We start from the raw sequence: 13,878 nt of genomic DNA, 5'->3' as shown, positions 1-13,878 counted from the left end.
GGAACCTATCTATGAAAAAAATTGGAATTCTTGGCGGTACATTCAACCCTCCACATATCGGGCATTTAATTATAGCGAATGAAGTGCTGGATGCCCTTGAGCTAGATGAAATCAGATTCATGCCAAATCACGTTCCTCCCCATAAGGAAAAATCGGAGGAAGTAACCGATATGGACAGGCTGGCTATGTTGGAAAACGCGATAGCCGGAAACCCATCTTTTTATATTGAGGGTATTGAAATAGAAAGAAAAGGCACATCTTATACGTATGATACGATAAAATTGCTGAAAGAACTTGAGCCAAGCAATGAGTTCTATTTCATAATTGGCGCAGATATGATTGAGTATTTACCGAATTGGCACCGTATTGACGAGCTGGTGAACATGGTCAATTTCGTCGGGGTGAAGCGCCCTGGCTATAATGAAAAGACCGTATACCCAATCACGATGGTGAAAGTCCCTCAGATGTTCATTTCTTCTTCCATGATACGAAGGAAGTTAAGAACGGGGAAAACCGTGAAATATTTAATAGCAGATCCAGTGGTGAAGTATATTAAAGGGAATGGTTTATATGAATCGTGAGAAAGCTTTGGCGCTGGTCAAAGAACAAATCACCGAGCGCAGGTACATTCATACCTTGGGTGTGGTCGAGTCAGCGATTGAACTTGCTGAACTGTATGGTGCCGACGTCAAAAAAGCGGAACTGGCAGCCATTTTCCATGATTATGCAAAATTTCGTCCAAAAGAGGAAATGGAGCAAATTATAATCGCTGAAAAAATGGACCCGGAGTTACTTGAATACAATATGGAACTGTGGCATGCTCCTGTCGGGGCTTATCTTGTAAAAAAGGAAGCCGGTATCACTGACACTGAAATATTGGATGCGATTGCCCATCACACGTCTGGCAGGGTTGGAATGAGCCTTTTGGATAAGGTCGTATACCTTGCTGACTATATTGAGCCGGGACGTTCCTTTCCCGGAGTCGACGAAGTCAGGCAGACAGCAAAGCAAAATTTGGATCATGCTGTCATCCAGGCTTTAAGGAATACAGTTGTTTTTTTAATGAAAAGAAATCAGGCAATTTACCCTGACACATTTAAGACATATAATGATTTGATCATGAATTTGAAGGAGAAGATGTAATGACTGAACGTGAACTTCTTGTAATTGCAGCAAAAGCGGCGGATGATAAACGAGCGGAGGATATCGTAGCATTGAACATGCAAGGTATTTCCCTTGTAGCGGATTACTTTTTGATCTGCCACGGTAATTCTGAAAAACAAGTACAAGCAATAGCTCGTGAAATGAAGAGCAAAGCTGATGAATCAGGAATCAATGTAAAACGTCTTGAAGGTTTTGACGAAGCGAAATGGGTGCTTGTGGATCTTGGCGATGTAGTGGCCCACATCTTCCATAAGGATGAAAGAAACTATTATAACCTCGAACGTTTATGGGGAGATGCACCTTTTGAAGATCTAGAGAGTGAACTGACTCCATGACTTACGAACGCTTTGCCTATGTATACGATGAATTGATGAAGGACGCGCCCTATGAAAAATGGCTGATGATCCTTACGGCGAAGCTGGAACAGTACGGAATTGGTGGAAGGAAAGTCCTGGATTTAGCGTGTGGAACCGGGGAAATGACCGTTGGATTGGCGCAACACGGATTCGAAGTCACCGGCGTGGATTTATCCGATGAAATGCTTCTCGTTGCCAATGAAAAAGCGGTGAAGCTTGGATTATCGATTCCACTTTTCCAACAGAATATGGCAGAACTTGAGGGACTTGGTCAATTTGACTGTGTCACGATTTTTTGTGATTCGCTGAACTACCTTCGCGACGAGGCGGATATAGTGAAAACGTTCAGCAGGGTTCATGAGCATTTGAAGGATGGCGGATTATTCTTGTTTGATATCCATTCCATTTATAAAATGGAAGAAATCTTTCGTGATCATACGTTTGCTGTCAATGGTGAAGAAGTATCCTATATATGGGACTGTTTCCCAGGTGAAGAACCTTACAGTGTGGAACATGATTTAAGTTTTTTCGTGAGGGACGATGAAAGTGGTCTGTATGACCGTTTTGATGAGTTGCATTATCAACGGACCTATCCGGTTGAACAATATAAACAGTGGTTGCAGCAAGCAGGTTTTACGGTTTCTGAAATTCTGGCGGATCTTGAAGAAGAACCGCTTGTAACGGAAACCGAAAGAATCTTGTTTGTAGCTAGTAAATGAATCAAGAGGTCAGTAATCGCCGTTCGTACATCACTGTACGAGTGGAGGTCTGACCTCTTTTTTTTATTTTTAGAAGGAAATGAGATATTGATTACGAATATTAATATGGATGGCCGAACTGTTTTTCCACTTCTTGAAGATCCTCTGCAAACTTTTCATGTGTAGCTTGAAAGAGATGATGGAACATTTCCCCTGTTTCAGCTTCTAAAACCTTGATCCCTTCACCCGTGATTCCACCCTTTACACAAACCTTTTCCTGCAAGGCCGGCAATGTATAAACTCCTTTACCAAGTAGTTCCCCTAAGCCAATCAACATGTTCTCAGTCAAAGTCGTAGCGGTTTCTTTATCAATCTTCGTCGTTTGGCATGCCGCGTCAATGAAAGCTTGTGCTAAATAGCTGAAGAAGGCAGGACCGCAGCTGACGATGTCGGAAGCTACCCGGGTGATATCATTTTCAATGATGACCGGTGCCGATATGGCGGAGGCCAATTCGTATAATTCCGACTTTTTTTTCTCACTGCAGCCATTGCCGAAACTCAGTAACGATACCCCTGAGCCCACCCGGTTGGTTATGCTGGGGATAAAACGGGCGCAGGGGGCTTTCACTGCCGATTCAAGCTGGGACACTGAAAGCGGGCTTGTAATGGAGATAACTAGTTGTTCCATTTTTATATGATGTTTGATGCCCTGTAACAGGCTGTCAATTTGTAATGGTTTTACACAGAGAAAAATAAAGTCCGCTTGCTGGACGACTTCGGCTGCGCTTTCCGCCACCTTGATTCCGGGGTGTTTTTCTTTCAGCACCAATGCTTTGGAAAGCGTTCGATTTGTAATGATTAGATCAGCCGGATTCAAAATTTTTGCCTCCAGCCACGCCTCGATTAAAATGGTACCCATATTGCCGGTTCCGATTACACCGATTTTCTTCAATGCCGATCAACTCCTCTCACTTAAAGCGATTGATACTCCTAAAAACACTATGTATTTTTAATCTGTCCTATGACAATGTATCGTGAGAAATCAAACAAGGAGGCAAAGAAATGGATAAAATTTTAAAAAAGAAAATGGCGTTGATTACCGTTGCAGCGGCATCGGGGGCAGCGGGGATTTACTTTTTTTTGCAACCAGGGGAGGATCCGGTTGATACGGAAGATATATTTTCCGTTACGGCAAAAGGAGATGAAATCGAACAAAGTGAAAATGAAGCGGAAACCGAACCGGTGATCATTAAAGTGGACGTTAAAGGGGCTGTACAGGCCCCAGGGTTATTTACGGCACAGGCAGGTGACCGGGTGATCGATTTGATTTCGGCTGCAGGCAGTTTTACGGACAAGGCCGATAAGGATAAAGTGAATTTTGCCCAAATCGTTGAAGATCAAATGGTCATTTATGTACCGGAAATAGGTGAAGAAGACAAAGGGAACTTGGAGGACATATCAGTCGTTTCGTCTGGTAATGCTGCTTCCAAAGGGACATCAGAAGGACGGGTGAACTTGAATACAGCTACCCAGGCAGATTTAGAAACCCTGACGGGAATTGGACCATCCAAAGCGATTGCGATCCTGGAATATAGGGAAACGGTAGGGAAATTCAAGCAGGTAGATGACTTGAAGAAGGTATCGGGAATCGGCGATAAAACGTTTGAAAAGTTACAGGAGTCCATTTCGGTTCAATGAATGATTGAATATGCTACACAAATGAACAGGAAGAGGGTAAAATTGAAGAAAATCATTCTAGTGAGTAAGGGGATACAACATGAACAGGATTAGTTGGGATCAATATTTCATGGCGCAAAGCCATTTATTAGCTTTAAGAAGTACATGTACACGCCTCACTGTAGGAGCGACGATCGTCCGGGATAACCGAATCATTGCTGGAGGATATAATGGGTCAATTGCTGGCGGAACCCACTGTATTGATGATGGCTGTTATGTAATTGATAATCATTGTGTCAGAACGATACATGCTGAAATGAATGCACTTTTACAATGTGCGAAATTTGGAGTGCCTACTGATAGGGCTGAAATATATGTGACGCATTTTCCATGTCTGCAGTGCTGTAAATCACTCATCCAAGCTGGAATCAAAGCAGTTTATTATGCGGAGGATTACAAAAATCATCCATATGCTCTGGAATTATTTAAACAGGCTGGTGTCAAGACCGAAAAGGTTGAAGCAAAAGGGGCCATCGATGTTAATGGAAAAGAAAAAAAGGACTTTGTGTTCTCATTGCTAGCTCAGCTTGAACGAACAGGTCTGGGAAAAGAAGCTGTATTGGAGCTGGAAAAGCAGGCCAAACAGATATTTGACAATTAAATCTTAAATCGGACAGGGGGCAGGCATGGCTAGGCACCTTCTCTTATTAGCCTTCTCGGCTACATTTGGAGTTTCGGCCCATTCATTTTTAAATGTAAGACTTTTGATCATTATCTTTATTTTTCTCTGTTTCCTTTATTTTTCGGTCGGGTTAAGTGTGAAGGCCCTTAGCATTCATTTAATGATCATGGGGATTTTTTTAGGGGCCGCCTCCTTCTCCGATCACCGAAACAACACGGCCTATCATGGAACGGAAAGCCAATTTATCATCACATTTACCGATCAGCCGAATATAGATGGAAATTCATTAAAAGGATTCGTGGGCAGTGAGAAAGGCGAACGGTTAATGCTTCGTTATAAAATCAACACCGAACAAGAAAAGGAAAAGCTGGGCCAGCTTCTGCGTATCGGTTTATCCTGTCCCGCCGAAGGGAACTTGCGAATTCCCGACAAAAACAGGAATGAAAACAGTTTCGATTATCAGCGTTACCTTTTCCGCCAAGGCACCCATTGGATATTTAACGCTGATTCCATATCATTTCGAGATTGCCAAGAAGTTGGAAACTCGATTGTCATTTCGATTCGTAATTTGCGCCTGAAGGGAATTACGTATATTAGAGAACACTTTCCGGAAGAATCGAGCGGTTTTGTCGCAGCACTCATATTCGGCGACCAGACATATATAGATGAAGATGACCTTGCTAATTATCAGCGGCTGGGTCTGGTTCATTTACTGGCGATTTCCGGTCTTCATGTCAGTTTTTTAACGGGGGTGTTATTTTATCTTGGCATCAGGGTTGGAATTACAAGGGAAAGAATGATGGTGGCCATCCTGATTTTCCTTCCAGTTTACATGATACTCTCAGGTGCTAGCCCATCGGTGGTGAGATCCTGTTTAATGGCTATGCTTTTCTTTTTACTCTTGCTATTCAAGAAGCGGATCTCGGCGGGTGCCGCAATCGGATCGGTTTATATGGCACTATTGTTTTTTCAACCTAATATGCTCTATGATATAGGTTTTCAGCTCTCATTCGCAGTCACTTTCTCCATTATCATGTCTTCAAGCATTTTTTTAAGATACCCCAAAAAAACGATGCAGCTATTCATCATCAGTTCCATCTGCCAAATGGCAGCCCTTCCCACTTTGCTTTTTCACTTTTTTGAAGTATCTTTTCTTGGCGTGTTCTTGAACGTATTGTATGTTCCGCTTTATTCGATCATTTTGCTTCCATTTTCATTAATTACCCTCTTCATTCATTTATTACTGCCTTCCCTTGGGCAGCTCCTCATAACTATATTGAACTTCACCTTCATACTTTGTAATAAAGTCGCGGATGCAGCATCCGAGTTGCCACTGGCCTCCATTGCGTTTGGAAAACCACCCTTCATCATGATGGCATTACTTGTTATTTCCCTTTTAGGGTTATACCTGACTTGGGATGAATCTTTTGAAAAAAGTAAAATTTGGTGCGGAATACTGATTGTCCTATTACTTCTTCAATATAATTTACAAAGGTTCTCACCTTTTGTTGAAGTACAGATGATCGATGTTGGACAAGGTGATTCCATTTTAATTATCCTGCCATTCAATCGCGGTAATTATTTGATTGATACGGGTGGGCAAATTACATTTCCAATCGAAACATGGGCAAAAAAGCGAAAGAAGTTCAACACGGCGGATGATATCATCATTCCATTATTGAAAAGTAAAGGAATCCACCAATTGGACAAACTGATTTTAACCCATCCGGATGCAGATCATATGGGAAGTGCAGGAGAATTAATTGAGAATTTCAAAGTTGGGGAGATCGTCATAGGAGGCTGGAGTGAGGATCATTATCGGAATTTGGATTTTGTGTCCATGGCAAGAGATGAAAAGATGAAAATGACCGTCTTGAAGAGGGGGGACCATTGGGTAGTGGACGGAGCGCAGTTTTCCGTGCTAAGTCCATATGAAAAGGAAGACAATAAGAATGATTCATCGATAGTCCTTCACTCAGAGATTGGGGGATTGTCATGGATATTTACTGGAGATATGGGAGAAGAGGGCGAAAGGGAGCTATTAAGCACATTTCCGCAGTTGCAGGCGGATATCTTGAAGGTTGGTCACCATGGCAGTAAAACTTCTTCTTCCACGTTATTCCTTGAACAGCTACAGCCGAAAGCTGCTCTTATTTCGGTTGGAAAAGAAAATCGCTACGGTCACCCACACGGAGACGTAATTGGGAATCTGGAGAGAAATGGCATTAAGGTGTTCAGGACGGATGAGGATGGATCTATAATTTATAAGTATTACAAAAGGAGAGGAACCTTTCGGAAGACACTTCCATAGTATGTAGAAAATCAAAAAGAAAGAGACTGCAACGGCAGCCTCCATCAGGAAAAATAAGTGCATGTAGTAATGAAATCAGGATCCGACAGCTTTAACGACGACAGCTATGGTGAACAAGGCAGCGAAAAATACAAAAGAACCGATGAATCCCATAGCGGAATCAGCGACGTCATCTGTCTTGGATTGGACATTCTTTTCGAATTCGTTCATTATTACCCCTCCTATTTCTGCTAATAGTATAAAACATTACCAAAAAAAAATCTACAGGCTTCATTTCTTCATTTCCTTTACTGACAAGAGTTGTCACAAATAGTTTGGGATTTTGAGGTCAAAATAAAAGTACAAACAAAGCAAGCGAAAAAAGAAAAGCTCAATTTTGTTCTACATGAATACTTTACCCGCTTTCAAGGAAGATTACCCGGGCCTTTCTTGAAAGTGTTCATATAGATTCGGAATTAGTCCTTTAGGGGGCTAGTTCCCTTTATAGCTTGTCAAATGGTCCATCCACCTATACCATTAGAGAAGAATACATAAAAAAGAGGCGGATTCTATTGGTATTAGATGTATGGAAAAGTATAAAAAAAGGGCAATTCGCGCCAGTATACTTGTTATATGGAACGGAAGCCTACCTAATTAATGAAACGAAGCAGCTATTGATCGAGAATGTCCTTCACGAAGATGAGATGGATTTTAACTTTTCTCAATTTGATTTAGAAGAGACGCCTGTTGAAACAGCGCTTGAAGATGTCGAAACCCTCCCATTTATCGGGGAAAGGCGCCTTGTTTTCATGCAAAACCCATTTTTTTTGACAGCTGAAAAAACGAAGTCAAGAGTTGAACATAATGTGAAAAGACTGGAAGCGTATTTGGCTGATCCGGTTCCTTATTCTATTGTCGTTTTGACCGCACCTTATGAGAAACTGGATGAACGGAAGAAAATCACCAAGGAACTGAAGCGTAAGGCGGTTCTCGTTGAAGCGAAGAAGCTTGGTGATCATGAGTTAAAGGTGTGGGTAAAGGAGCGGGTCGAAGCTTCTTCTGTCCAAATAGATGAACAGGCTACAGAGCTTTTACTTGAACTTGCAGGAACGAATCTGATGATGCTGACGAATGAACTGGATAAAATGGTCCTTTATGCAGAAGCTGATAAACATATTACGGTCGAGATAGTGGAAAAGCTGGTCGCTAAATCCCTTGAGCAGAATATCTTCACGCTAGTTGATCATGTCTTACAGCGGAAGATGGAAAGTGCCATGACGATTTTACACGATCTTCTCAGGCAGAACGAAGAGCCGATCAAGATCTTAAGTGTCATGGCTGGACAAGTCAGGCTAATGTATCAAGTGAAAGAGCTTTCCCGTCAAGGCTATAGCCAGCAAAAAATTGCGGGACAACTGAAGGTGCATCCATACAGGGTGAAACTGGCCCTCGAAAAGACGGGGAAATTCCAGGAACGCGAGCTGTTGTCCATCATGAACGACTTAGCGGAGGCTGATTATAAAATGAAGACCGGCCAAGCCGATAAGGCGATCACGCTTGAGCTGCTGCTTTTAAAAATCAGATCATAAAAAAGGTGGCAGAAACCCTGCCACCTTTTTTATACGAAAAAACACGCACAAAAAAAACGATCCAATTGGATCGTTTAATTTTTTGTCATTATGCGTTAAGAGCGTTAAGTCTTTTCGCTAAACGAGATTTTTTACGGGCTGCCGCATTTTTATGGATTAATCCTTTAGATGCAGCTTTGTCTAATTTCACAGCAGCTGTTAATAGAGCTTCTTTAGCAGCTTCAACGTTTTCACCAGCTAATGCAACTTCAGCATTTTTCACTGTAGTACGCATAGTTGATCTAACAGTAATGTTATGAACGCGTTTTTTGTCGTTGATTTTTACACGTTTAATAGCAGATTTAATGTTTGGCATTCCGTTCACCTCCTACAAAGAAATCGAGATTATATGAACTCGACTTTTCAAATCCATATCAAATAGCACAAGTGATATTCTATCAGACTGCTCATAAATATGCAATACTTCAGATTGAGAATCGAAAAGGAATTATAAAAGGAATTATAATTTCAGTAATAAATTCATCTCGTCATAATTCATTGTATCAAAAAAATGAATAATAAAAAAGCAAAAACGACAGAATGTTTAAGAGAGACCATAAAAATTACTAGATTAGATACAATTCAAACATCAGGAGGCCGTTATGGAAAATAATTTGGACCTTAGTGAATACGGAATTCGAACAGATTTGGCGATTGAAGCAAAGGAAATTGCCCTTGAACATAAAGGTGTCGTTGAGGAAGTGGATGTATCCCATATTGAAGGGGTCATTATTAAGGAAAAAGAAGTGGAAGATCTGAAGGTATCCTTAGTCGAGGTCACGGCTGAAGGGGAAAAAGAAATCGGTAAAAAACAGGGCAGCTATTTGACCATCGAAGTCCAGGGAATCCGCCAGCAGGATACGGATACTCAGCAACGGGTGGAAAAGGTGTTTGCCAATGAACTGGCGTACTTCTTGAAACGGAATAAAATCACCAAGGAAAGCAGTTGTTTAGTTGTCGGCCTTGGTAACTGGAATGTTACTCCCGATGCTCTGGGACCTGCAGTCGTTGAGAACCTTGTAGTCACAAGACATTTGTTCGAATTGCAGCCTGAGTCGGTCAAGGAGGGCTATCGGCCGGTCAGTGCGATCTCCCCTGGTGTGATGGGGATTACGGGAATCGAGACGAGTGACATCATAAAAGGAGTCATCGAAAAAAGTAACCCTGATTTCCTGATCGTCGTTGATGCATTGGCTGCCCGTTCGATTGATCGTGTGAATTCCACGATTCAAATTACGGATACAGGCATCCATCCAGGGTCTGGTGTTGGAAATAAACGAAAAGAATTGAGTCAGGCTACCCTGGGAGTTCCTGTTATAGCCATTGGAATACCTACTGTCGTGGATGCCGTATCGATAGCAAGCGATACGATTGATTATATCTTGAAGCACTTTGGCAAGGAAATGAATGAAGGGGACAGACCATCCCGTTCGTTGGCACCCGCTGGATTCAGTTTTGGAAAGCGGACAAAGCTGACCGAAGAGGATATGCCAGGTGAAAAGGAACGCCAAACTTTCTTGGGAATGATAGGTGTCCTCCCTGATGAAGAGAAACGGAAATTGATTTATGAGGTGCTTTCGCCACTTGGTCATAATTTAATGGTTACGCCCAAAGAAGTGGATGTTTTCATTGAAGATATGGCCAATTTGATAGCTAATGGATTAAATGCTGCCTTGCATAATTCAATAAATCAAGAAAATACGGGCTACTATACCCGTTAAATCATTTTCAGTGCCCAAAAATGGTGTTCTACCCTTTCTAGCAAAGTCATAGGTATTAATAGACAAGCTATAGAGAGGGTGGAAAGATGAAAAGAAGAAATTCCCCAGGAATCATAACAGCTATTCACGGATCAACAATAATAAAAACTTTTCTAGGTATTCTCGCCTTGCTTCTTTTTGTTTTTTCAGTCAGTGGTGTCATGACTTCCCTAAGACCGGAGTATCGGATATCTTCGAATTCCGTACATACTGTAGCCAACCAATTCTCGGGAAAAATGCTGTTCTCGATGCTGGCCAATGAAAACCACTATTTTTTTAATGCCCTGCCAGAAGGTAAGCAGGAATCGGTTATCACGAATCAATTGATAAAAGTCTCGACTAACATTTCATTGGAGGACCCGCGAAGTTTACTTGGCAGGGAACTTCCTGGCTTTTCGATTTTTGATAATGAGATCCTCGTGGCTGGTGAAGGAACGAATTATACGAATATGCCGTATGAATCCTCGCCGCCAGTAGACGTCCTGAATGAAGAAAGGGATGCATCCCTGCAAAACCTGGATGAGATTGAAGAACCGGAAAAAGGAGTGGCCAATCAGCCGAATCAAACGACCAATGGACGGAAAGTGGTCGAGATTTACCATAGCCATAACCGGGAATCGTATCTTCCTTATTTAAAAGGGGTGACCAATCCGGACCTAGCCTACCATTCTAAAATCAACATTACAAAACTCGGTGCACGAATGGTGGAGGACATGGCTGATAAAGGGATAGGATCATCGCTTGATAAAACGGATATTATGGGCAATTTGAATAATAAAGGATTGAATTATGCCAAATCCTATCAAGAGTCTCGTAAATCCGTTCAGACTGCGTTGGCTACCAACAAAGATCTAGAATATATCATTGATATCCATCGTGATTCTAAACGAAAAAATCATACGACCATTAACATTAACGGTAAAGATTATGCCAAGATTGCCTTCGTGGTCGGGGGCAATAACCCGAACTTCGAAAAAAATGCAGCGCTTGCCAATAAGCTTCATAAAGCTTTGGAGAAAAAATACCCTGGCATTTCACGAGGGGTTATGAAACAAGGCGGAGCGGGGAAGAATGGAGTATACAATCAGGATTTGTCAAGCAATGCCATGCTCTTGGAAATTGGCGGTGTTGATAATACTTTCGAGGAAATGTACTTAACCGTTGATGCCTTTACCGATGTTTTCAGTGAATTTTACTGGGATGCCAAAGCTGTTGATAAAACGACTGGGGAATCGGAATCGAAGTAAGTTGAAAGGAGTTCTCTATCATGGTTCGGTTTTGGTTGAAATGTACTGGGATTGTGCTCGTATTATTTTTAGGTGTTCTGATTGGGATGCAGCAAGCGAACGATGGGATGAAAAAAATGAAGGGGTATGAAGATCCCTCTTTGAATAGTGCATTCATTATTAACCAATCGGATCAAGGGGAGATGGAAGCGGATATTCTTGGCGAAAAAGTAACAAGTCATGATTTGGAGTCGAAAAAAGAAAAGCTTGAAGAAATGAAAGCCTTCAACTTTTTCTCATCGATCGGCAAAACGCTTGGAGATACGATATCAGGGGCCTTTCAAGCACTTATTGATATGATTTAGGTATGGAATAAGTTGAGTGTGCCCTATCAAAAGGTTGCATCCGAATCCGGAATGCAGCCTTTTTTTATCCTTTGCCCTACAATGATGCTTCTTTTGTAACTATTCTGTTGAATCTTGCATTTTCTATTGATATAATAAAAAATAGTGTATTGTGTCGACTAGTGGGAGTGAACGTCATGAATAGAGAAGAAAAATTAAAAAGACAATCAAAGATTCGTAACTTTTCCATCATCGCTCATATTGATCATGGAAAATCTACATTGGCGGATCGTATCATTGAAAAAACGAACGCAATGACTCAGCGTGAAATGAAGAGTCAACTGTTGGATTCCATGGATTTAGAGCGAGAGCGTGGAATTACGATTAAATTGAATGCGATTCAACTGAAATATAATGCGAAAGATGGCGAAGAATATATTTTCCATCTTATTGATACACCGGGACATGTCGATTTTACGTATGAAGTTTCACGAAGCCTTGCAGCGTGTGAAGGTGCTGTCCTTGTTGTCGATGCGGCACAGGGAATTGAGGCCCAAACGCTTGCAAACGTGTATTTAGCTTTGGACAACAACCTGGAAATCATCCCGGTCATCAATAAAATTGATTTGCCGAGTGCCGATCCGGAACGGGTACGTGGAGAAATCGAGGAAGTAATCGGATTGGATGCTTCCGATGCAGTTTTGGCTTCCGCTAAAGCGGGAATCGGAATCGAGGAGATTTTGGAGCAGGTCGTTGAATTGGTGCCAGCACCACAGGGAGATCCCGATGCCCCGTTCAAAGCGCTTATTTTCGATTCACTGTTTGATGCGTACCGCGGTGTGGTTGCCTATATCCGTGTTGTTGAGGGTTCCATTAAAGTGGGCGACAAAATCAAAATGATGTCCACTGGCAAGGAATTTGATGTAACCGAATTGGGTGTCTTCAATCCGAAAACCCAGCTTTTGGATGAACTTAACGTCGGTGATGTAGGTTTCCTTACTGCCGCCATTAAAAACGTTGGTGATACGACTGTTGGTGATACGATTACCAGTGCCGTGAATAGTGCGACAGTGCCATTGCCGGGTTACCGGAAGATGAATCCGATGGTATATTGCGGTTTATACCCAATTGACGCATCGAAATTCAATGATTTAAGGGATGCATTAGAGAAGTTGGAATTGAACGATTCAGCGTTACAGTTCGAAGCGGAATCATCGCAAGCATTGGGCTTCGGTTTCCGTTGCGGATTCCTTGGACTCCTTCATATGGAAATAATCCAGGAACGGATTGAACGTGAATTCAAAATTGATCTGATCACCACTGCGCCGAGTGTTATTTATGATGTGATCCTGACAGACGGAACGGTCCTGAAAGTAGATAACCCTTCCAATATGCCGGATGCTCAAAAGATTGAACGAGTCGAGGAGCCATATGTCAAAGCAACGATGATGGCACCGACAGAGTTCGTCGGAACGATCATGGAAATCTGTCAAAATAAACGCGGTAACTTCATTGATATGGAATATATCGATGAGACTCGTGTGAGCATTCATTATGAAATACCATTATCGGAAATCGTTTATGATTTCTTCGATCAGTTGAAATCCAATACTAGAGGCTATGCTTCATTCGATTATGAGTTGATCGGCTACAAACCGTCCAAGCTTGTGAAGATGGATATCTTACTGAACGCTGAAACTGTGGATGCGTTGAGTTTCATCGTTCATAAGGACTTTGCTTATGAACGCGGTAAAGTCATTGTTGAAAAATTGAAGAAATTGATTCCAAGACAACAATTTGAAGTGCCGATCCAAGCAGCGATCGGGCAAAAGATCGTGGCCCGTTCTTCGATTAGTGCAATGCGCAAAAACGTATTGGCTAAATGTTACGGCGGCGATATTTCCCGTAAACGTAAGTTGCTCGAAAAACAGAAAGAAGGTAAAAAGCGGATGAAACAGGTAGGTTCCGTTGAAGTGCCGCAAGAAGCTTTCATGGCTGTTTTGAAAATGGATGATACGACACCGAAAAAATAAATAAAATAAACGATAGATAG

General features: G+C 41.9%; 15 protein-coding genes. 12 read left to right on the top strand and 3 right to left on the bottom strand.

The genetic code is table 11. The annotated features are described in order from the left end of the window. Positions 1-11: 11 nt before the first annotated feature. From ACDZ29_RS01380 to ACDZ29_RS01365, 4 genes are read left to right on the top strand one after another with little or no spacing between them, the layout of a single operon-like run. The gene (locus ACDZ29_RS01380) at positions 12-581 is read left to right on the top strand and encodes a nicotinate-nucleotide adenylyltransferase (protein ID WP_289315607.1); all 570 of its coding nucleotides are present in this window, start codon (positions 12-14) and stop codon (positions 579-581) included. Beyond that, positions 571-1,143: a bis(5'-nucleosyl)-tetraphosphatase (symmetrical) YqeK gene (gene yqeK, locus ACDZ29_RS01375; protein WP_375089568.1), complete on the top strand. Its 573-nt coding sequence runs from the start codon at positions 571-573 to the stop codon at positions 1,141-1,143. The genes ACDZ29_RS01380 and yqeK overlap by 11 nt, the downstream gene beginning before the upstream one ends. After that, the gene (gene rsfS / locus ACDZ29_RS01370; protein ID WP_057218744.1) at positions 1,143-1,499 is read left to right on the top strand and encodes a ribosome silencing factor; all 357 of its coding nucleotides are present in this window, start codon (positions 1,143-1,145) and stop codon (positions 1,497-1,499) included. The genes yqeK and rsfS overlap by 1 nt, the downstream gene beginning before the upstream one ends. Further along, complete coding sequence (locus ACDZ29_RS01365; RefSeq protein WP_370015860.1) at positions 1,496-2,239, top strand: class I SAM-dependent methyltransferase; 744 nt, start codon at positions 1,496-1,498, stop codon at positions 2,237-2,239. The genes rsfS and ACDZ29_RS01365 overlap by 4 nt, the downstream gene beginning before the upstream one ends. Positions 2,240-2,339: 100 nt before the next feature. Here ACDZ29_RS01365 and comER read toward each other — a convergent pair whose 3' ends face one another. Next, complete coding sequence (gene comER / locus ACDZ29_RS01360; RefSeq protein ID WP_375091083.1) at positions 2,340-3,137, bottom strand: late competence protein ComER; 798 nt, start codon at positions 3,135-3,137, stop codon at positions 2,340-2,342. 143 nt (positions 3,138-3,280) lie between these two features. On the opposite strand from comER, the gene ACDZ29_RS01355 reads away from it, so the two are divergent. The 3 genes from ACDZ29_RS01355 (at position 3,281) to ACDZ29_RS01345 (ending at position 6,888) form a co-directional block, all read left to right on the top strand. Then, positions 3,281-3,916 (top strand): helix-hairpin-helix domain-containing protein, encoded by a 636-nt coding sequence (locus ACDZ29_RS01355; RefSeq protein ID WP_370015859.1) that lies wholly within the window; start codon positions 3,281-3,283, stop codon positions 3,914-3,916. Positions 3,917-3,995: 79 nt separating this feature from the next. Then, positions 3,996-4,556, top strand: coding sequence for a ComE operon protein 2 (locus ACDZ29_RS01350; protein WP_289325808.1), 561 nt, complete (start codon positions 3,996-3,998; stop codon positions 4,554-4,556). 25 nt (positions 4,557-4,581) lie between these two features. Continuing rightward, positions 4,582-6,888 (top strand): DNA internalization-related competence protein ComEC/Rec2, encoded by a 2,307-nt coding sequence (locus tag ACDZ29_RS01345; protein ID WP_375089566.1) that lies wholly within the window; start codon positions 4,582-4,584, stop codon positions 6,886-6,888. Between the two features lie 75 nt (positions 6,889-6,963). Here the strand turns inward: ACDZ29_RS01345 and ACDZ29_RS01340 are convergent, their stop codons facing one another. Continuing rightward, the gene (locus tag ACDZ29_RS01340) at positions 6,964-7,098 is read right to left on the bottom strand and encodes a YqzM family protein (protein ID WP_289315614.1); all 135 of its coding nucleotides are present in this window, start codon (positions 7,096-7,098) and stop codon (positions 6,964-6,966) included. A gap of 341 nt (positions 7,099-7,439) precedes the next feature. Between ACDZ29_RS01340 and holA the strand changes: the two genes are divergently transcribed. Beyond that, positions 7,440-8,456 (top strand): DNA polymerase III subunit delta, encoded by a 1,017-nt coding sequence (gene holA, locus ACDZ29_RS01335; protein ID WP_289327355.1) that lies wholly within the window; start codon positions 7,440-7,442, stop codon positions 8,454-8,456. Between the two features lie 88 nt (positions 8,457-8,544). Here the strand turns inward: holA and rpsT are convergent, their stop codons facing one another. After that, a complete protein-coding gene (rpsT, locus tag ACDZ29_RS01330; RefSeq protein WP_034308554.1) occupies positions 8,545-8,811 on the bottom strand; it encodes a 30S ribosomal protein S20 in 267 nt (88 codons plus the stop codon). 286 nt (positions 8,812-9,097) lie between these two features. Between rpsT and gpr the strand changes: the two genes are divergently transcribed. From gpr to lepA, 4 genes are all read left to right on the top strand, one after another. After that, positions 9,098-10,216, top strand: coding sequence for a GPR endopeptidase (gene gpr, locus ACDZ29_RS01325; protein WP_289325806.1), 1,119 nt, complete (start codon positions 9,098-9,100; stop codon positions 10,214-10,216). Positions 10,217-10,302: 86 nt separating this feature from the next. Then, positions 10,303-11,502: a stage II sporulation protein P gene (spoIIP, locus tag ACDZ29_RS01320; protein ID WP_289325805.1), complete on the top strand. Its 1,200-nt coding sequence runs from the start codon at positions 10,303-10,305 to the stop codon at positions 11,500-11,502. A gap of 20 nt (positions 11,503-11,522) precedes the next feature. Continuing rightward, the gene (locus ACDZ29_RS01315; protein WP_289325804.1) at positions 11,523-11,846 is read left to right on the top strand and encodes a YqxA family protein; all 324 of its coding nucleotides are present in this window, start codon (positions 11,523-11,525) and stop codon (positions 11,844-11,846) included. A 176-nt stretch (positions 11,847-12,022) separates the two neighbouring features. Continuing rightward, positions 12,023-13,858 carry a translation elongation factor 4 gene (gene lepA, locus ACDZ29_RS01310; protein WP_375089564.1) on the top strand — a complete coding sequence of 612 codons (1,836 nt, stop codon included), beginning with the start codon at positions 12,023-12,025 and terminating at the stop codon, positions 13,856-13,858. Positions 13,859-13,878: the final 20 nt, after the last annotated feature.

The organism is Peribacillus sp. RS7 (assembly GCF_041956845.1).
In the GTDB taxonomy this organism is placed as follows: domain Bacteria; phylum Bacillota; class Bacilli; order Bacillales; family DSM-1321; genus Peribacillus.
Note: the sequence above shows the minus strand (reverse complement) of the source record. Positions and strands in the feature narration are given on the sequence as shown.

What these genes read in the sequence shown, in the direction of transcription:
- gpr (WP_289325806.1), top strand. Translation starts at nt 9,098, where the DNA reads ATGGAAAATAATTTGGACCTTAGTGAATACGGAATTCGAACAGATTTG.
- ACDZ29_RS01380 (WP_289315607.1), top strand. Translation starts at nt 12, where the DNA reads ATGAAAAAAATTGGAATTCTTGGCGGTACATTCAACCCTCCACATATC.
- comER (WP_375091083.1), bottom strand. Translation starts at nt 3,137, where the DNA reads ATGGGTACCATTTTAATCGAGGCGTGGCTGGAGGCAAAAATTTTGAAT.
- ACDZ29_RS01345 (WP_375089566.1), top strand. Translation starts at nt 4,582, where the DNA reads ATGGCTAGGCACCTTCTCTTATTAGCCTTCTCGGCTACATTTGGAGTT.
- ACDZ29_RS01365 (WP_370015860.1), top strand. Translation starts at nt 1,496, where the DNA reads ATGACTTACGAACGCTTTGCCTATGTATACGATGAATTGATGAAGGAC.
- ACDZ29_RS01315 (WP_289325804.1), top strand. Translation starts at nt 11,523, where the DNA reads ATGGTTCGGTTTTGGTTGAAATGTACTGGGATTGTGCTCGTATTATTT.
- yqeK (WP_375089568.1), top strand. Translation starts at nt 571, where the DNA reads ATGAATCGTGAGAAAGCTTTGGCGCTGGTCAAAGAACAAATCACCGAG.
- ACDZ29_RS01355 (WP_370015859.1), top strand. Translation starts at nt 3,281, where the DNA reads ATGGATAAAATTTTAAAAAAGAAAATGGCGTTGATTACCGTTGCAGCG.
- rpsT (WP_034308554.1), bottom strand. Translation starts at nt 8,811, where the DNA reads ATGCCAAACATTAAATCTGCTATTAAACGTGTAAAAATCAACGACAAA.
- ACDZ29_RS01350 (WP_289325808.1), top strand. Translation starts at nt 3,996, where the DNA reads ATGAACAGGATTAGTTGGGATCAATATTTCATGGCGCAAAGCCATTTA.
- rsfS (WP_057218744.1), top strand. Translation starts at nt 1,143, where the DNA reads ATGACTGAACGTGAACTTCTTGTAATTGCAGCAAAAGCGGCGGATGAT.
- lepA (WP_375089564.1), top strand. Translation starts at nt 12,023, where the DNA reads ATGAATAGAGAAGAAAAATTAAAAAGACAATCAAAGATTCGTAACTTT.
- spoIIP (WP_289325805.1), top strand. Translation starts at nt 10,303, where the DNA reads ATGAAAAGAAGAAATTCCCCAGGAATCATAACAGCTATTCACGGATCA.
- ACDZ29_RS01340 (WP_289315614.1), bottom strand. Translation starts at nt 7,098, where the DNA reads ATGAACGAATTCGAAAAGAATGTCCAATCCAAGACAGATGACGTCGCT.